General features: G+C 68.3%; 18 protein-coding genes and 1 pseudogene. 15 read left to right on the top strand and 4 right to left on the bottom strand.

The features are described 5' to 3' along the window. The first annotated feature begins 100 nt into the window (after positions 1-100). Positions 101-1,315 carry an FAD-dependent monooxygenase gene (locus tag IG65_RS0130110; RefSeq protein WP_036526148.1) on the top strand — a complete coding sequence of 405 codons (1,215 nt, stop codon included), beginning with the start codon at positions 101-103 and terminating at the stop codon, positions 1,313-1,315. A 226-nt stretch (positions 1,316-1,541) separates the two neighbouring features. On the opposite strand, the gene IG65_RS0130105 is transcribed toward IG65_RS0130110, so the two are convergent. Continuing rightward, on the bottom strand, positions 1,542-1,907 hold the full coding sequence (locus tag IG65_RS0130105; protein WP_036526145.1) for a nuclear transport factor 2 family protein: 366 nt from the start codon (positions 1,905-1,907) through the stop codon (positions 1,542-1,544). Positions 1,908-1,994: 87 nt separating this feature from the next. Here IG65_RS0130105 and IG65_RS0130100 point away from each other — a divergent pair, with 87 nt between their 5' ends. Next, positions 1,995-2,789 carry a helix-turn-helix domain-containing protein gene (locus tag IG65_RS0130100; RefSeq protein ID WP_051757228.1) on the top strand — a complete coding sequence of 265 codons (795 nt, stop codon included), beginning with the start codon at positions 1,995-1,997 and terminating at the stop codon, positions 2,787-2,789. Positions 2,790-2,845: 56 nt separating this feature from the next. Next, positions 2,846-3,151, top strand: coding sequence for a putative quinol monooxygenase (locus tag IG65_RS0130095; protein WP_030518336.1), 306 nt, complete (start codon positions 2,846-2,848; stop codon positions 3,149-3,151). Positions 3,152-3,202: 51 nt separating this feature from the next. Here the strand turns inward: IG65_RS0130095 and IG65_RS0130090 are convergent, their stop codons facing one another. Then, positions 3,203-3,796: a TetR/AcrR family transcriptional regulator gene (locus IG65_RS0130090; protein WP_030518335.1), complete on the bottom strand. Its 594-nt coding sequence runs from the start codon at positions 3,794-3,796 to the stop codon at positions 3,203-3,205. Between the two features lie 93 nt (positions 3,797-3,889). On the opposite strand from IG65_RS0130090, the gene IG65_RS0130085 reads away from it, so the two are divergent. Together IG65_RS0130085 and IG65_RS0130080 are read left to right on the top strand one after the other, a co-directional pair. Beyond that, entirely contained in the window at positions 3,890-4,321 is a 432-nt protein-coding gene (locus IG65_RS0130085; RefSeq protein WP_030518334.1) for a tautomerase family protein, read from the top strand. Further along, positions 4,314-5,480: a zinc-binding dehydrogenase gene (locus IG65_RS0130080; protein WP_030518333.1), complete on the top strand. Its 1,167-nt coding sequence runs from the start codon at positions 4,314-4,316 to the stop codon at positions 5,478-5,480. Before IG65_RS0130085 ends, IG65_RS0130080 begins: the two co-directional genes overlap by 8 nt. Before the next feature lie 47 nt (positions 5,481-5,527). On the opposite strand, the gene IG65_RS0130075 is transcribed toward IG65_RS0130080, so the two are convergent. Beyond that, the gene (locus IG65_RS0130075) at positions 5,528-7,204 is read right to left on the bottom strand and encodes a fumarate hydratase (RefSeq protein ID WP_030518332.1); all 1,677 of its coding nucleotides are present in this window, start codon (positions 7,202-7,204) and stop codon (positions 5,528-5,530) included. Between the two features lie 251 nt (positions 7,205-7,455). On the opposite strand from IG65_RS0130075, the gene IG65_RS0130070 reads away from it, so the two are divergent. The 6 genes from IG65_RS0130070 (at position 7,456) to IG65_RS0130045 (ending at position 12,759) form a co-directional block, all read left to right on the top strand. Then, entirely contained in the window at positions 7,456-7,983 is a 528-nt protein-coding gene (locus IG65_RS0130070; protein ID WP_030518331.1) for a MarR family winged helix-turn-helix transcriptional regulator, read from the top strand. A gap of 152 nt (positions 7,984-8,135) precedes the next feature. Then, a complete protein-coding gene (locus tag IG65_RS0130065) occupies positions 8,136-9,029 on the top strand; it encodes an STAS domain-containing protein (RefSeq protein ID WP_030518330.1) in 894 nt (297 codons plus the stop codon). Positions 9,030-9,041: 12 nt separating this feature from the next. Further along, complete coding sequence (locus IG65_RS0130060; protein ID WP_030518329.1) at positions 9,042-9,416, top strand: STAS domain-containing protein; 375 nt, start codon at positions 9,042-9,044, stop codon at positions 9,414-9,416. Next, positions 9,416-9,832: an ATP-binding protein gene (locus IG65_RS0130055; protein ID WP_369801617.1), complete on the top strand. Its 417-nt coding sequence runs from the start codon at positions 9,416-9,418 to the stop codon at positions 9,830-9,832. Before IG65_RS0130060 ends, IG65_RS0130055 begins: the two co-directional genes overlap by 1 nt. Then, positions 9,825-10,457 carry a SpoIIE family protein phosphatase gene (locus tag IG65_RS0130050; protein ID WP_030518327.1) on the top strand — a complete coding sequence of 211 codons (633 nt, stop codon included), beginning with the start codon at positions 9,825-9,827 and terminating at the stop codon, positions 10,455-10,457. Before IG65_RS0130055 ends, IG65_RS0130050 begins: the two co-directional genes overlap by 8 nt. Positions 10,458-10,497: 40 nt before the next feature. Further along, the gene (locus IG65_RS0130045) at positions 10,498-12,759 is read left to right on the top strand and encodes a SpoIIE family protein phosphatase (RefSeq protein WP_030518326.1); all 2,262 of its coding nucleotides are present in this window, start codon (positions 10,498-10,500) and stop codon (positions 12,757-12,759) included. 33 nt (positions 12,760-12,792) lie between these two features. On the opposite strand, the gene IG65_RS0130040 is transcribed toward IG65_RS0130045, so the two are convergent. Further along, complete coding sequence (locus IG65_RS0130040; RefSeq protein ID WP_030518325.1) at positions 12,793-13,686, bottom strand: helix-turn-helix domain-containing protein; 894 nt, start codon at positions 13,684-13,686, stop codon at positions 12,793-12,795. A 131-nt stretch (positions 13,687-13,817) separates the two neighbouring features. Between IG65_RS0130040 and IG65_RS0130035 the strand changes: the two genes are divergently transcribed. From IG65_RS0130035 to IG65_RS39405, 4 genes and pseudogenes are all read left to right on the top strand, one after another. Beyond that, the gene (locus tag IG65_RS0130035; protein ID WP_030518324.1) at positions 13,818-15,026 is read left to right on the top strand and encodes an acyl-CoA dehydrogenase family protein; all 1,209 of its coding nucleotides are present in this window, start codon (positions 13,818-13,820) and stop codon (positions 15,024-15,026) included. Further along, the gene (locus IG65_RS0130030) at positions 15,023-16,045 is read left to right on the top strand and encodes a phosphotransferase family protein (RefSeq protein WP_030518323.1); all 1,023 of its coding nucleotides are present in this window, start codon (positions 15,023-15,025) and stop codon (positions 16,043-16,045) included. The genes IG65_RS0130035 and IG65_RS0130030 overlap by 4 nt, the downstream gene beginning before the upstream one ends. Next, the gene (locus IG65_RS0130025; RefSeq protein WP_030518322.1) at positions 16,042-16,788 is read left to right on the top strand and encodes an SDR family oxidoreductase; all 747 of its coding nucleotides are present in this window, start codon (positions 16,042-16,044) and stop codon (positions 16,786-16,788) included. Before IG65_RS0130030 ends, IG65_RS0130025 begins: the two co-directional genes overlap by 4 nt. 42 nt (positions 16,789-16,830) lie before the next feature. Then, positions 16,831-16,905, top strand: a pseudogene (locus tag IG65_RS39405) (SAM-dependent methyltransferase); the annotation flags it as partial. Positions 16,906-17,411 lie beyond the last annotated feature (506 nt).

Here is a 17,411-nt window from a genome sequence, read left to right as displayed (position 1 = left end):
AGCGCCGGAACAAGCACAGGGAGGCAACGATGGACACTCACGGACCCGAGCGGGGGCAGAGGAACCGCTCAGTGACCGGCACGGGTGCGCAGGAGGCGCTGTGAGCGTGACCCGAGTGTTGGTGACGGGGGCGAGCATCGCCGGGCCCGCGCTGGCCCACTGGCTCGTCCGGAGGGGCGCCGAGGTGACCGTGGTGGAGCGGGCGCCCGGACTGCGACCCGGCGGTCAGGCCGTGGACGCGCGCGGAGTGACCAAAGAGGTCATCCGGCGGATGGGACTCGACGCGGCGGTTCGCGCCGCGCGCACCGAGACCGCCGGCGCGTACACCGTGGACGCGAACGGCACAGTGCTGGAGACCTTTCGGGCGGACGACGACGGCGGCGACGGATACATCTCCGAGATCGAAATCCTGCGCGGGGACCTGTCCCGGGTGCTCTACGACGACACCCGCGACGGTGCCGAGTACCTCTTCGGCGATCGGATCGCCGAACTGACCCAGGACGCGGACGGGGTCGACGTCGTCTTCGCGGGCGGCGATCGGCGGCGCTTCGACCTGGTGATCGGGGCGGACGGACTGCACTCGGCGTTGCGCGCCATGGTTTTCGGCCCGCGCGAGCAGTTCATCCGTCACCTCGGGCAGGCACTGGCCTTCTACACCGTGCCCAACGAGTTCGGGCTCGAGCGCTGGCTGATCGATTATCAGGAGTCCGGGCGGTCCGCCGGTCTGCGACCAATCCCCGACGCCACCAAGGCCATGGCCATGTTCTCCTTCACCGCCGCCGACCTCGACGTCGACTACCGCGACGTCGAGGCCCAGAAGCGCCTGCTCCGAGAACGGATGGCCGGCATGGAGTGGTTGACTCCGCGCATCCTCGAGCATCTGGACGACACCCCGGACTTCTATCTCGACCAGGTCGCCCAGGTCGTGATGGACCGATGGTCCAGCGGTCGGGTGGGGTTGCTCGGGGACGCGGCGTTCAGCTCCTCACCGCTGTCCGGGCAGGGCACCGGGCTGGCCCTGGTCGGCGCCTACCTGCTGGCCGGAGAACTGGCGGCCGCCGACTGGGACCCGAAAATCGGATTCGCCCGCTACGAGGAACAGATGCGCCCGTACGTGGAGGCCAACCAGGAAATCGGCCGATTGCACGCGCGCAGCCGTGAGGTCCCGACGCCCGATTCCGAGCCGAGCCCCGATTTCACCGGCGAATGGTTCGCCGACCTGATCGAACGCGCGCTCAACGGCGTCGACCTGCCCGACTACGCGGGGGTGCCCGACTCCGGAGTGCGGATCACCTCAGCAGCGAAACCCCGGTAGGCCCCTGCCGAGTCGAGTACGCCCTCCCGCCCGCTCCCCCGCATCGGAGGACTGGGTCGGCTCTGCGGCCGGCCCGAAATGGGCGGACAGGCGCTCGCACAACGGAATCAGGGCGGACTCCTCGATCCGCGGACCGCTGTCCCGCGAGTCGACTACCCCGAAAGCCGATGTGGCACTGGGGCTGCGGCGCTGGAGCATGCCGGCCGGACTGGCGATGAGGCGCTGTTCAGAACATCCCGTTCGGGATCTGATCGGGTTCGGGGACGGGCTGGACGACATCCCAGTGTTCGATGATCTGCCCGTTCTCGAGCCGCCAGATATCCACGACGGCGACATCGGGCTCATCGCCTCCGGGGGACATGCGGTAATGCAGTACCACGTAGTCGTCCTCGGCGATGACCCGCGCGAGTTCGAGGTGTGCGCCGGCGACAGGGGCGGTGGTGATGAATTCGATGAAATCGTCTCGGCCGCTGGGGTTTCCGGGGCTGTGCTCGATGAAGTTCTCGTGTAGCAGAGCGCGGAGGACATCGATGTTTCCTGCCGCGAACTCGCGGAAGCCGTCGACGACGAGTTGTTTGTCGGTCTTGTCCATGCGACGACTGTTGCTCAGGTGCGCGGGGCGCGTCGATTACATGCGGTGTAATGGCGACGACGCTCGGTGACCGAGCAGACTCTGAGCATGACGAGCGACCGGCCGATCGGGGAACTGCTGCGCGAATGGCGGCACCGCAGCCGGTTGAGCCAGCTGGATCTGGCCATTCAGGCGGAGGTGTCGCCTCGGCACATCAGTTTCGTCGAAACGGGACGGACGATTCCCAGCAGCGCGATGGTCCTGCATCTGGCCGAGCAGTTGCGGGTGCCGTTGCGGGAACGCAATCGACTGCTGGTCGCCGCCGGGCACGCACCGGTCTTCCGGGAGCAACCCCTGCACGACCCCGATCTGGCCCGAGCTCGGGAGACCGTCCAGCAGGTGCTGCTGGGGCACGAACCCTATCCGGCGCTCGCGGTGGACCGTCGATGGAATCTGTTGCTGGCCAACAGTGCCGTCGACGTATTCCTGCACGGAGCCGACCCGGCGCTGCTGGGCCCGCCGATCAACATGATGCGATTGGGACTGCATCCGGACGGGCTGGCGCCGAGGATCCGCAATCTGGACCAGGTGCGCGGGCATCTGTTGCCCCGGCTCGCCCACCAGGCCGCACGCACGGGAGATCCGCAGCTGCACGCGTTGTACGCGGAACTGGCGGAGTTCGGCCCCGCGCACGAACCTCAGCCTCCGGACCCCACCGAGATCGCCCTGCACATCCAGCTCGCGCATCGCGGGACAGAGCTGTGCTTGATCAACACGGTCACAACCTTCGGCGCGGCGTTCGACATCACGCTGGAGGAGATCGCCGTCGAAGCCTATTTCCCCGCCGACCTCGCGACCCGCCGGTTCTTCCAGACGAGCGCAACAACCGACGATCCGCGATAGCAGGCCCGCCCGAGACTCGGGCCCGCCTGCCGAGGCCGGCTGATACTCTCCGCTTCATGCCTGTGATCGTTGCCACCATCACCCCGAAGCCCGACAAATTCGACGAGGTCGCGGAACTCCTGACCCGTCTCATCCCGGAAGTCCACAACGAGGACGGGTGTGAGTTCTACGCCCTGCACCGGGGCAAGGACCGCTTCGTGTTCATCGAGAAGTGGCGCGACATGGCGGCCCTGGGCGCACACGGCGCCGGGCCGAGCCTCAAAGCGTTGAACGAAGGACTCGAAGGCCTGGTCACCGGCTCGCTGGACGTCCAGGTCCTCGAAGCAATCCCCGCGGGCGACCCGGACAAGGGCGCCCTCTAACCATTCCCTCGCGCCGCGCGGTGACCGGACCGCGCGGCGTTTGTCGTGCGCTCACCCCTCGCTGCGGGGCCCCGCTATCGCAGCCGCGACGATCGTTTCGAGCTCGGCGCCGATGCGGTCGAGCGCTCTGGTGCTGCGCTCGGCGCGGCACATCGCCACACTTCCCTCGACGGCGGCGACGGTCAGCGTGGCGATACGTTCGGCGTCGGCCTCATCGGCTCCATGGTCGCGCAGCGATGCGCTCAGCAGTTCGGTCCATCGAGCGAAGGCGGCGGCCGCCGCTTCGCGAGGGCCTTCCTCGACGTCGGCGAGCTCTTCGACCGAGACCGCCAGTACGGGACACCCTGCCTGAAAGTCGTTGTCCACCAGAATCTTTCGCCACGTGGCGAGGAACGCGCGCAATCCTTCGACCGGTCCGTTGCCGAGCTCGCGTACCAACAGCATGGCGGTCAGGTCGCCGGCGAAGGTGACGGCCTCGGTGGCCAGCTGCGTCTTGCCGCCGGGAAAGTAGTGATACGTCGACCCCAGCGGCGCGTGGGCGTACTTGGCCAGTTCGCGCACACTGGTGGCGTTGAGGCCGCGCCGCCGGATCATATCGGCCGCGCCGGCCACCAACTTCCGGCGTGCATCCTGAGATTCCGCCACCCTACCTCCTTGTCTATAACGCCCGTCATATAGTAGCGTGCGCCGATTATAACGGTCGTTATAAGCCGCTACCCGAAGCGAAGGAGCACATCGATGCCGATGATTCACCTGACCGCGCCCGCCGGAGCCTTGTCCGGCCCGGCGCGCGACGAGCTGTTGCGATCACTCCCGAAAACGCTGCTGAAGTGGGAAGGAGCGCCGGACACCGCGTTCTTCCGGGCGCAGGCGTGGTGCCGTGTCGAGGACGTGGCCGCCGGCGGATTCGCCGCACTCGAAGACGACCTGCCGCGCTTCCGGGTGGATGTGACCGTTCCCGAAGGCGGCCTGTCGCCACGCCGCAAAGCCGGACTCGTCACCGACGTCACCGAGCAGGTGCTCACCGCGGCCGGTCTCGCCGACGGCGACGCCTGGCGGGTGTGGGTGCTGATCCACGAGCAACCGGAGGGCACCTGGGGCGCCGGCGGAAGCATCGTGAAATTCAAGGAGCTGGCCGCGCTCGCACAGGGACAGCGCGACAATGCGTGAGCTGCAGTTCATTCGAGCCGGGCGGCTGGAGTGGCGGGAACGGCCCGCACCGGTGCTGCGCGATGCGCGCGACGCGCTGGTGCGCCCGATCGTGGCGGGCCGATGCGACGGCGACACCCTGCCGATTCACCGGCATGTGTCCCGGGCCATGCAGTTCGGCATCCGGGCAGGGCTGATCGATCCGGTCGTGGGCAGTATCTGCGGGCCGGTCCCGTTCCGGGGCCCGTTCGGCATCGGGCACGAATGCGTCGCCGAGGTCGTCGAGGTCGGCGCGGACATCACGACCCTACGTCGCGGTGACCTGGCCGTAGTCCCGTGGGCGATATCGTGCGGCGAATGCCGTGAATGCCGGCTGGGACTGACCGCGAAATGCTCCACCACGCGCACCTCCACCCTGGCGGCATTCGGATTCGGCCCGGCGAGCGGCCCCTGGGGTGGGATGGTCGCCGACCTGCTACGGATTCCGTTCGCCGACCACATGCTCGTTCCGCTTCCGGCCGGCGTCGACCCGTTGCGAGTCGCGGCCGCCAGTGACAACCTCGCCGACGCCTGGCGATGTGTGATTCCGGGTCTGCGTATTCGGCCCGGCGGAAAGGTCCTGGTGCTCGGTGGCGCGGCCCAGAGCATCGGACTGTACGCGGCCGGGCTGGCGGTCCGCCACGGCGCGGAGGTCGTCGACTATGTCGATCATCGGCGCGAGCGGCTCGACATCGCCGAAAAGCTCGGCGCCAGAGCGCATTCCACGACGGCAAAGGGCAAGATCCGGCGCACCGACATCCCCCGCCGCGATTACGACATCGCCGTGGAAGGCACATCCACGGCCGCGGGCGTCGACGCCGCGCTGCGCTCACTGGCACCGGGCGGCTTCTGCCGGCCCGTCGGCTACTACCTACCGGTCGGCACCAAGGTTCCGCTGATGCACATGTACGCCAACGACGCCACCGTGAGTATCGGCGTCTCCCATGTCCGGCCGATCCTGCCGGACCTCCTGGATTTCGTTGCCCGGCACGACTTTCCCGCCGAAACGGTCACCACGCTCACGGCCGACTGGGACGACGCGCCCGAGGCGTACACCGCGCACACCACCAAACTGGTCCTGCACCGCGCACCGCTCCATGCCGCGGCCGGCGGAGCCGCGCACGGTGGTCCGGCAGCGTAACCGGACCTCGGTCCCGGGCCGCTATCGGCAGCGGCCCGGGCCGAACCTCAGACCCGTTCCTTGGAGCGCGTCCGCACGCGCAGCGCGATCGGCTTCTGGGTTTCGGCGAAGAAGTCGTTGCCCTTGTCGTCGACAACGATGAAGGCCGGGAAGTCTTCGACGTCGATCTTCCAGACCGCTTCCATGCCGAGTTCCGGATATTCGAGGACCTCGACGTTCTTGATGCAGTCCAGAGCGAGGCGGGCGGCCGGGCCGCCGATGGAGCCGAGGTAGAAGCCGCCGTGCTCCTTGCACGCCTTGGTCACCTGCGCCGAGCGGTTGCCCTTGGCGAGCATGACGAACGAGCCGCCCGCGGCCTGGAACTGGTCGACGTAGGAGTCCATGCGGCCCGCGGTGGTCGGGCCGAACGAGCCCGACGCGTAACCCTCGGGAGTCTTGGCGGGGCCGGCGTAGTAGACGGCCATATCGCGCAGGTACTGCGGCATCGGCTCGCCGGCGTCGAGGCGCTCCTTGATCTTGGCGTGCGCGATGTCGCGGGCCACCACCAGCGGACCGGTGAGCGAGAGCCGGGTCTTCACCGGGTACTTCGACAGCTCGGCGCGGATCTCCGACATCGGCCGGTTGAGGTCGACCTTCACCACGTCGCCGCCGAGAATCTCGTCGGTCTGCTCCGGAAGATATTGCGCCGGTTCGCGTTCCAGCTGCTCGAGGAACACGCCCTCGGGCGTGATCTTGGCCAGTGCCTGGCGGTCGGCCGAACACGACACCGCGATCGCGACCGGGCAGCTCGCGCCGTGGCGAGGCAAGCGGATCACCCGCACGTCGTGGCAGAAGTACTTACCGCCGAATTGCGCGCCGATACCGAAGGACTGGGTCAGCTTGAAGACCTCCTCCTCCAGCTCCAGATCCCGGAAGCCGTGCGCGGCCATCGAACCCTCGGTCGGCATGGTGTCCAGATAGTGCGCGGAGGCGTATTTCGCTGTCTTCAAAGCGAATTCGGCGCTGGTGCCGCCGATGACGACGGCCAGGTGGTACGGCGGGCAGGCGGCGGTGCCCAGCGAGCGGATCTTCTCGTCGAGGAATTCCAGCATCCGGGTGGGGTTCAGGATGGCCTTGGTTTCCTGGTAGAGGAACGACTTGTTCGCCGAGCCGCCACCCTTGGCCATGAACAGGAACTTGTAGGCCGGATGCGCGGGATCGCCTGCGGTGGAATACAACTCGACCTGCGCCGGCAGGTTCGAGCCCGTGTTCTTCTCGTCCCACATCGTGATCGGCGCCAGCTGCGAATACCGCAGGTTCAGCTTGGTGTAGGCGTCGAACACACCGCGCGAGATCCATTCCGCGTCGTCCGCGCCGGTGAGCACGCCCTCGGACTTCTTGCCCATCACGATGGCGGTGCCGGTGTCCTGGCACATCGGCAGGATGCCGCCCGCGGAGATGTTGACGTTCTTGAGCAGGTCCAGCGCGACGAAACGGTCGTTACCGGAGGATTCCGGATCGTCGATGATCTTGCGCAGCTGGGCCAGATGCGCCGGGCGCAGGTAGTGGCTGATGTCGTGCATCGCCTCGGCGGTCAGCATCCGCAGTACGTCGGGGTCGACCTGCAGGAACGTGCGTCCGCCCGCTTCGAATGTGCTGACGCCCTCGGTGGTCAGCAACCGGTAGGGGGTCTCGTCGGCTCCGGTGGGAAGCAGATCCGAATAGCGGAACTCAGGCGCGGTCACGAATCGCACTCCTTGTGTGTCTGCGGGTGCACTCGGCCGGCGGGAGAACCGCTCGCGGCCGAAACAACGCTCCGACTCTAATCAGCACACCGCGTCACACCGAGGTCAGGCCAGCCTAATCTTCATTGCCGAGCACAAAGGTTGCACCTTCAATGCGGTGGGTGTAGGTGTCGATCCGATACCGCGATCTCGGGTATCGCCGACAGCGGGAAGGCAATACCATGACCGACGCAGAACCCTGGAGAGGAATCGTGACCGAACCCCGTTGGCTCGACGATCTCGAAACGCGTGCGTGGCTCGGCTTCGTCTTCACCCGTGATCTCATCGCCGCCGCCGTCGGCCGCGACTCGCTGCGCGCCTCGAATCTCACCTACGTCGAGTACACGGTGCTGGCCCGGCTGGCCGACGCCACCGACCACCGGCGCAGCTTCGCCGAACTGGCCTCGGTGCTGGAATGGTCGCAGAGCCGGCTCTCCCACCAGATCACCCGCATGGAGAAGCGCGGGCTGGTCGCCCGCGAGGCCATCCCCGACGATGCCCGCCGCACCGCCGCCGTACTCACCCCGAAGGGCGCGGAAGTGCTGGCCACCGCCGCTCCCGCCCATGTCGAGAGCGTGCGGCGGCATATGATCGACGTCCTCGACCGCGACCAGCTGGCCGCACTCTCCGACATCTACGACACGTTGCTCACCCATCATCGCGCGCCGGACCCGGGCGTCGAGGCCTGCATCGACCACAGCGGCGCCCTGCCGCGCGAACCCAGTCCGCAGCCGGGCTGATGGGGTGGCCGAGCACACACCTCCGCGACATGTTTCGATTGTTCGCCAGCGGGTATCGAGTGAGACTAGGCTCGACTGCGGCTTCTCGACGGCAGCCACGCGCGAGCGACCCCGACGAACCGACCTCCCTTAGGAAAGGGGCACGAGTTTTCATGTCCGACGTGTCCATCGGCCTCTCTCCGGATTCGATACCGGCGGGTCCGGTCGAGAATCTGCTGCCGCAACTGGTCGAACATCTGCGCCAGAATCGCACTGAGCTACGTGAGGAATGGGCACGTCGTATCGGGGATGCCGCACTGCTGACCGCGATGACCCCGGAGGAGATCTTCTCCGAGGCCACCTCCATCTACGACAACTACGTCGAGGCGCTGCAGACCGGTAGCGTCGAGGCGCTGCAGGCCTACGCCCGCGACCTGTCCGAACGCATCATCCCGCGAGGCGTCGAAACCGACGAGGTCGTCGGCATCGTGCTGCTGCTGCGAGATGTGCTCGCGCGCAGCCTGTTCGAGAAGTACCAGTCCGACTTCGAACTGCTCAAGCGGGTGCTCGACGCCTACGAGCCCGCGGCCAACCGGATCGCCAACACCGTGGCCATCTCGTTCGTGCAGGAGCGCGAGCGCGTCATCCGCCAGCAGCAGGAAGCCATCCGCGAGCTGTCGACGCCGGTGCTGCAGGTGCGTGAGCAGCTGCTGATTCTGCCGATCATCGGCGTGCTGGACAGCCAGCGCGCCCGGCAGCTCACCGAACAGCTCCTGCGCGCGATCCGCGCCAACCGCGCCAAGGTGGTCGTCATCGACATCACCGGTGTCCCGATGATCGACTCCACGGTCGCCAACCACCTGGTACAGACCGTCGACGCGTCGAATCTGATGGGTGCCAACGTCATCATCACCGGCCTCTCGTCGGAGATCGCGCTCGCGCTGGTCACCATCGGCCTCGATCTGACGAAGATGAACGCGGTCGGTGACCTACAGGGTGGTATCGAGGAGGCCGAGCGATTGCTCGGCTACGAGATCTCGAGACTCACCGACCGCGACGGACGGTAGTCAAGGCGTCTCATGCCGGTACCCATTCTGAAGCAGGGCACCTACCTGATCGCGTCCGTGCAATCGGCTCTCACCGACGCCGATACCGAACGCCTGCAGGACGACTTGATGACCTACGTCAGCAAGTACCGTGCCCAGGGAATCATCGTCGACGTCACGGCCATCGACGTCATGGACTCCTTCGCCGCGCGCTCCCTGCGTACCATCGCGCACATGACCAAGCTGCGGGGGGCGGAGACGGTGATCGTCGGTCTGCAGCCCGAAGTGGCGTTCGCGATGGTCCAGCTGGGTCTGACCTTCGAAGGCATGCACACGGCTCTGGACCTCGAGGAGGGGCTGGCCTGGCTCAACAGACAGCTGCCCAACGGCCGGCGAAGCGGTCGGTGATCGTGGCCTCCGACAACGTGGTGATAGCGGTGAAGGTGTCGGGCGACATCGTGACCGCGCGACAGGCAGGGCGGGAGCTGGCTACCGAGCTGGGTTTCACGTTGACCGACATCACCATGATTTCCACGGCCATCTCCGAAATCGCCCGCAATATCACGAGTTACGCCGGAACCGGTGAGATCCGGGTCGCGGTGCAGGAGCGCGACGGCCGCCGGGCACTGGTCGTGCAGGCCCAGGACCAGGGGCCGGGTATCCGGGACATCCCCCGGGCGCTGGAGGACGGCTACTCCACCGGCCGCGGACTCGGGCTGGGATTACCCGGCGCGCGACGGCTGATGGACGGATTGATCGTGGAGTCGGCGCCCGGACAGGGAACGCTGGTGGAGATGTGGAAGTGGGTACCCACCGGTGCATGAGGACGGATCCGTCGGCACTGTCGAATGGGCGGTGGCGGGCCGCGCACTGCCGGGACAGCGCGTCTCCGGTGATCGGTCGGTCGTACTCGACGCCGGCGACGGTTCGGTGCTGTTCGCGGTGCTCGACGGGCTGGGGCACGGGGCCGCGGCCGCCGACGCCGCCGACCGGGCCGCGCAGGTCCTCGCCGACAATCGCGCCGAACCGCTCGACGTGCTGATGGTGCTGTGTCATCGCGCGATGGCCGACACCCGGGGTGCGGCGGTCTCGCTGGTGCTGTTCACCGGCGACGACGAACTGCAGTGGCTCGGGGTCGGCAACGTCGAATCCCGGGTGGTCGCCATCGGCCCCGGCAAGCCCGCGGTGCGGGCGACGGCGCTGCTGACCGGGGGCATCGTCGGCTATCTGCTGCCGCCGAATCTGCAGACCCAGACCGTGGCGATCCGGCCCGGCGATGTGCTGGTGATGTCGACCGACGGCATCGTCAGCGATTTCGTCGACACCCTGGATCTGGCGCGGCCGACCACCGATATCGCCGACGACATCCTGCGCCATCACGTCAAGGACACCGACGACGCGCTGGTCCTGGCCGCGCGCCACCGCGGTCCGATCGCGGGTGCGTCGTGAGCCGGCCGAGCCGGCCGACGAGCGCACCACAGGTGCGGCCATGAGCGCGGTGCTGGCCGCATTCCGCGAGGCGTATGCGAATGCGCTTCGGCTGCACATGGATTCACCCACCCAGAACACCCTCGCCGAAGGGTACGAACTCGGCCGGCGCGCACTCGTCGAGGGCGTGAGCATTCTCGATCTGACCGAGCACCACTTCCGGTTGCTCGACGAACAAGGTCTGATCGCCGGTGCCGCCGCGCAGCACCTCGACGGTGATGCCGCCCAGCGCGCGCAGGCCGCGCTGGAATTCCTGCTGCAAACTCTCGCCGCGCTCGATGTCGCGACCCGCGGCTTTCTCGACAGCACCCGCAGCTACGAATTGCAGCGGCTGCGGGCCGAGGACCTCGAGGGCCGCGACGCCTTCCGCACCGCACTGGTGGAGTCGCTACAGGACGGGTTCTTCGTCGCCACCGACGACGGAACCATCACCGAGGTCAATTCGTCCTTCGGCGCGCTGACCGGATACGGGCCCGACTTCGCCCCCTATCCGCTGCCGCATCCGTGGGCCGACGGCGATTCCGCGGCGGACCATCCGGCGCTGGGCACCGAGGCCGCGCGCTTCGTGATGCCGGCGCGCCACCGCGACGGGCGGCGGGTGTGGCTGGCGGTCAGCACCAACTCGTTGCGCAATCCGGAAGACGACGAGCGACTCTTCGTGGGCACCATCCGCGATGTGACCGCCGAACACGACGCACAGGCCCGCGACCAGGCGGTCTCGCGGCTGGCCACCGCCGTCGGCGCCGCCACCACGGTCGCCGAGGTGCTGTCGGTGGGTCTCGAGGAACTGCGCCGGGCCATCGGCGCGGAAACCGCCGTGGTGTCGATGTGGGCGAATCGCCAGACCGCGCCGGAGTTGTACGTCTCGGGCCCGGTGGCCGGCGGCGACGCCGTCTCCCGGCAGGTGATCGACGCGCGGGCGCGGGCGCTGCTGGACCGGACCCGGATGCGGCCGCATCGCGCCATGTTCGCCATCCCCGAGGGCGCGGCGAGTTCCGAGGGCATCGTGGCGCCGCTGGGCGAAACCGGCGATGCCGCACTGTGGGTGCGCTTCGCCGCGCCGCGGGCGATCAGTTCCGGTGACTGGGCGCTGTTCTCACTGCTCGTCGGCCATCTCAGCCTGGCGGTGCAGCGCGCTCGCAACTTCGATCAGGCGCGCTCGACCTCGCTGACGCTGCAGCGCGCCATGCTGGGTCCGATCGAACTGCCGCCCGGTTTCGCGGTGCACTACGAACCGGCGCTGCCCCCGCTCGAGATCGGCGGCGACTGGTACGACGTGGTGCAGTTGCGCGACGGCACCCTGGGCATCGTGGTCGGCGACTGCGTCGGCCGCGGTCTGTCCGCGGCGGTGGTGATGGGCCAATTGCGCACCGCCGCACAGGCTTTGCTGCTGCGCGGCGCCGGGCCCGCTCAGTTGCTGGCCGAACTGGACGCGGTGGCCGCCCGCATTCCCGGCGCCATGTGCACGACGGTCTGCGCCGCCATCCTCGATCCGGCGCGCGGGCTGGTGCGGTACTCCAGCGCCGGGCATATGCCGCCCGTGCTGGCGGCGCCCGGGCACACCGGCCGGCTGCTCGAAGGCGGCCGCGCGGTACCGCTGGCCACCTTCGACATCCCGAACCGGCCCGAGGCGACGACCGCGCTCGAACCCGGCTCGACGCTGGTGTTGTTCACCGACGGCCTGGTCGAGCAGCGCGGCATCGATATCGACATCCGGTTCGACCAGATCGCCGACGAATTGTCCGGCGCCGCATCGCAACTGCCGCGCGAGGTGGCCGACGCGGTGCTGTCGCGGCTGCGCCCCGACGCGGGCTACGACGACGATATCGCGATGGTGGTCTACCGCCAGCCGCCCCGGCCACTGCACCTGGACATACCCGCCGAACCCGCACGGCTCTCGGGTGCGCGCCGCGCGCTGACGTCGTGGCTGTCCGCGGCTGCCGTCGGTCACGACCTCGCCGCCGATCTGGTCGCCGCCGCCAACGAGGCCTGCACGAACAGCATCGAGCACGCCTATCCCCCGGGCACCTCCGGCCACGTGACACTCACCGCCGCCCATGTGCGCGGCGCGGTCTGCCTGGAGATCGTCGATTCGGGGGCGTGGCGGCCGCAGCCCGAGGATCCGGGCACCCGCGGACGCGGCCTGTCGATGATGCGCGCTCTCGCCGACGACGTGGAGATCGAGCAGACCGAGTCGGGCACGCGAGTGCGGTTGACCGCGAAATTGCCCCTGGTGACGTTCTCGGCGGCGAGCAGGGTCTGAGCAGGCCGGTCCGCGGGCACCGACCGTGGCGGATCAGCCCATGGCCCGCACCGCGTTCCGCGTCTCGATACCGAGCAGGCCGAGGGCGAAATCCGCGTAGTCGGTGGCGATCTGCTCGGGAGTGGCGGGCCCTTCGAGCCGGAACCATTGCGGCAGTGACGTACACATCGTGGCGATGGCGCGGCCGGCCACACGCGCGTGGGCGGCGGTCAGGTTCGCCTCCGCCAGCGCGGCATCGATGTCCTCGTCGAGGCGATACTGAATCTCGTTGCGGGAGGCGGCGATTCGACGGCGATTGTCCGGTGTGAGACTGCGCATCTCGCTGGCGCCGATGAAGGCCAGCTCGCGGCGATGGGTGTGGAACAGGGCGAGAGCCTCGACCACGCGGAGCAGCCGCTCGCGGCCACCGATCGCCTCGCCGCGCGCCGCCCCTGTGCGCCAATGCAATTCGTCCATGGTGAGGTCGAGGGCGCGGACGAGAAGCTCCTGTTTGTCCCGGTAGTGGTGATAGACGCCCGGCACACTCATCCCGGCGCGGTGGGCGATCGACCGCATGGTCGCGCCGTGATACCCGGTCTCGACGAAGGAATCGATCGCGGCGGCCAAGACGGGATCGATGTCCAGCGGCGGGAACTCGCGCCAGGCGCGGGCCGCGCCCCCTTCGGAAACGCCGGCCGTCTGAGCGCGCGGGCGTGGCGCCGGTGCGGGAGTTTCGCCGATCAGCCACGCGACGGTGGTGTCGAGCGCCGCGGCCAACGCGCGCAGCCGGGCGATCGAAACGCCCGTCTTGTCGTTCTCGATGGCGCTGAGCGTGGCCGGACTGACGCCGATCCGTTCCGCTGTCGCGCGCAACGAGAGCCCGGCAGCGGTTCTCGCCTGCCGCACCCGGCCGCCCACACCCTGTCGATCCTGCTCGGCACTATCCATGATGTTCAGGATACCTGAACAGCGCGAGCTGGCACAGAACACCGAATTGACAGGCTTTATCGTGTCATGCGAGTCTGCATAGCAGGTGATCGCCGAGCGATCGTTCGGCGACTGAGATCGAGGAGTGGACCGTGGCGATCGAGCTGTCCCTGCCGCCCGAGGTGCACGAGCTGGCCGAACGTACCCGCGCCTTCATCCGCGACCGGGTGCTGCCGCTCGAGGATGCGCACGACGGCGACATCACCGCCGCCGGTGGCGACACCTTCCGCGTCGAACTACAGAAGGCCGCCCGCGAGGCGGGTGTGTTCGCGCCGCACGCGCCGATCGAATACGGCGGCCACGGCCTCGGGATGTCGGACCGCGCACCTGTCTTCGAGGAGGCCGGCTATTCGCTGTTCGGCCCGACGGCGCTGAATATCGCCGCCCCCGACGAGGGCAATGTGCACATGCTCGCGCATATCGCGAACCCGGAGCAGAAGCAGCAGTACCTCGCGCCCCTCGCGCACGGCGATATGCGCTCCGCCTTCGCGATGACCGAACCGGCGCCGGGCGCGGGCTCCGATCCGTCCGCGCTGGCCACCCGCGCGGTCCGCGCCGACGGCGGATGGCGGATCAACGGCCGCAAATGGTTCATCACCGGCGCCGACGGCGCGGGCTTCTTCATCATCATGGCCCGCACCTCGGGAGAGCCGGGCCAGCGCGGCGGCGCGACCATGTTCCTGGCGCCGGCCGAGACTCCCGGCATCCGGGTCGGACGCCATATCGACACGCTGGATCGCTCGATGGTCGGCGGGCACTGCGAGGTGTTCTTCGAGGATCTGCTGGTTCCGGATGAGGCCGTCCTCGGCGAGGTCGACCGCGGCTTCGAATACGCCCAGGTCCGCCTCGGCCCGGCCCGCATGACGCATGTGATGCGCTGGCTCGGCGCCGCCCGCCGCGGACACGACGTCGCGGTAACGCACGTGGCCCGGCGCGAGGGCTTCGGCTCGCGACTGGGTGATCTCGGCATGGTGCAGAAGATGATCGCCGACAACGAGATCGATATCGCCGCCACCCGAGCACTGCTCACCCGCGCGTGCTGGGAACTCGACCGCGGCGAACCGGCCGCCAACGCCACCTCGATCGCGAAAACCTTTGCGGCCGAAGCCATTTTCCGGATCGTCGACCGCAGTATGCAGATGTGCGGCGGTCTCGGCGTGTCCGATGATCTCCCACTGGCGCGGCTCTCGCGTGAGGTGCGCCCCTTCCGCATCTACGACGGACCATCCGAGGTCCACCGGTGGGCGATCGCCAAACGTGCGGTCGGCGCCGCGAAGCGGGCATTGCGAGCAGCCGAATGAGCCTGCCCGGAATGGATGTCGCCGCGCTCGAGCGGTTCCTGCGCGAGCAGGGCGTCGACGTGCGCGGTGAGCTGCGCGTGGAGCTGATCAGCGGCGGCCGTTCGAATCTGACCTTCGTCGCCGCAGACGAGGCGTCGCGGTGGGTGGTGCGCCGCCCGCCGGTCGCGGGTCTCACCCCGTCCGCACACGATATGGCCCGCGAGTTCACGGTGACCCACGCGCTGCGCGAATCGGCTGTGCCCGTGGCGAAGACGGTCGCCTTCGACGCCGACGGCGCCACACTCGGCGCGCCCATGACCGTCGTGGAATTCGTCGACGGCACCGTCATCCGCGATCAGGACGATCTCGCCGCCCTCACCGACACCCAGATCGACGCCGCCGTCGACGAGCTGGTGCGTGTACTGACCGAGCTGCACGCCGTGGATCCGAACGCGGTCGGACTCGAGAAATTCGGTCGCCCGGACGGATTCATCACCCGGCAGGTGAATCTGTGGGCCTCGCAGTGGGAACGGGTCAAGACCCGCGAACTTCCCGACGTCGCGGCCCTGCACGCCGCGCTGGCCGCGGCGGTGCCCGACCGGTCGGCGGCCTCGATCGTGCACGGCGACTTCCGCATCGACAACACCATTCTCGACGCGCGCGATCCCGGGCGGGTCCGCGCCGTCGTCGACTGGGAGCTGTCCACCCTCGGCGATCCGCTGACCGATGTGGCGTTGATGTGCGTGTACCGGGCGCCGATCTTCGATCTGGTGCTCGGTTCGCCGGCCGCGTGGACCAGCGACCGTATGCCCGGCGCCGACGATCTCGCCCAGGCCTATGCCCTCGCGTCGGGCCGCGATCTCGGGGACTGGGGCTTCTATCTCGCCCTGGCCAATTTCAAGCTCGGCGTCATCGGCGAAGGCATCACCCACCGCGCGCTGCGGGGCTCGGACGCCGGCTCCGCCGCCGAACGCGCGGCCGAGGCGACACCGGAATTCATGGCCGCCGGCCTGCGCGCACTGAAAGGAGTCCGGAAGTGACCGGAAATCGGAAATCCGCCCTGATCAGCGGGGCGTCCCGCGGCATCGGGCTCGGCATCGCGAACAGGCTTGCCGAACAAGGCTATTCGCTCACCGTCACCGCCCGTGACGCCGCCCGCCTCGACGAGGTCGCCGCGCAGCTGCGGGCGGCCGGCGCCACCGACGTCGTCGCCGTGGCCGCCGATATGTCCGACACCGACGGCGTCGAGCGGGTGCTGGCCGAGCATGCGAACCGATTCGGCACCCTGTCGGCGCTGATTCTCAACGCGGGGGTCGGCACCGCCGGTCCGGTCGCCGACACGTCCATGCGGCGCTTCGACAAAACCCTCGCGGTCAATCTGCGTGCGCCGCTGCAACTCATCCAGGGCGCGTTGCCGATGCTGCGCGCCGCCGCCGCGGCCGCGCCCGACCGCGGCGCGAAAGTGATTGCGCTGTCGTCGATCACGGGTGTCTACGCCGAAGCCGGACTCGCCGTCTACGGCGCGGCCAAGGCGGCACTCATCTCCCTGATCGCCACCCTCAACGCCGAGGAATCGGGTAACGGCATCAGCGCCACCACCCTCGCCCCCGGCTATGTCGACACCGATATGAGCGCGTGGATCCACGACCGCATCCCGCCCGAGCAGATGCTCGCCGTCAGCGACATCGTCGAAATGGTCGATGCCCTGCTGCGGTTGTCGTCGCGAGCGGTGGTCCCGAACATCGTTCTGTCCCGCGCGGGAACCGACGCCTACCGCGCATAGCGACCTCGCTGCCGCCGGATTCCGGTCCGGCGGCAGAAGCCGCGACTGCGGATGGAAATCTTCGATATCGGCGCGGTCGCCTACTTTCTGCGCAAGGTGATCTGGATCGTTCCGGATCACCTAGCTAGTTCGCCAAGAATTAGCTGCGGCTGCCTCCGTACATCTCGACATTCCGGCGAGCAACGCGCCGACGATCGCTCTCGGAAGTGGGTACTCACTTCGGCTCAGGGGCGGACATGATGCGGCGATGTAGATGACCTCATCGCCCCACTCGCGGGAACACGAACGACATCAAGATCATCCGAAAACCCGCGATGACGTCGTTGAATCCCCCGTCGTACCCAGCAAACAGCACCGGACGAGCGCGCCTGTCAACCCCCGGACACGGGTTTGCCCGCCTCAGCGCTCGGGAAATACCTTCTGAGTTTGCTAGGTATTCGCGGGTCTGTCCGCGAGAGGTACAGCGGCGGAACGACCCGGCGGGCGGGCATCAGCTCGCCGGTGGTTCCGATTGCGGACGACGCGAGGAGGAATCTCAATGAGGTTGTCAAGTCCTACTGGTGATTTCCGGGTTTGCTGATGGGGTCAGGTTGCGGGGGCGGGCTGGTAGGTCTTGTGGTCGC

This window comes from Nocardia sp. NRRL WC-3656, assembly GCF_000720265.1.
In the GTDB taxonomy this organism is placed as follows: domain Bacteria; phylum Actinomycetota; class Actinomycetes; order Mycobacteriales; family Mycobacteriaceae; genus Nocardia; species Nocardia nova.
Note: the sequence above shows the minus strand (reverse complement) of the source record. Positions and strands in the feature narration are given on the sequence as shown.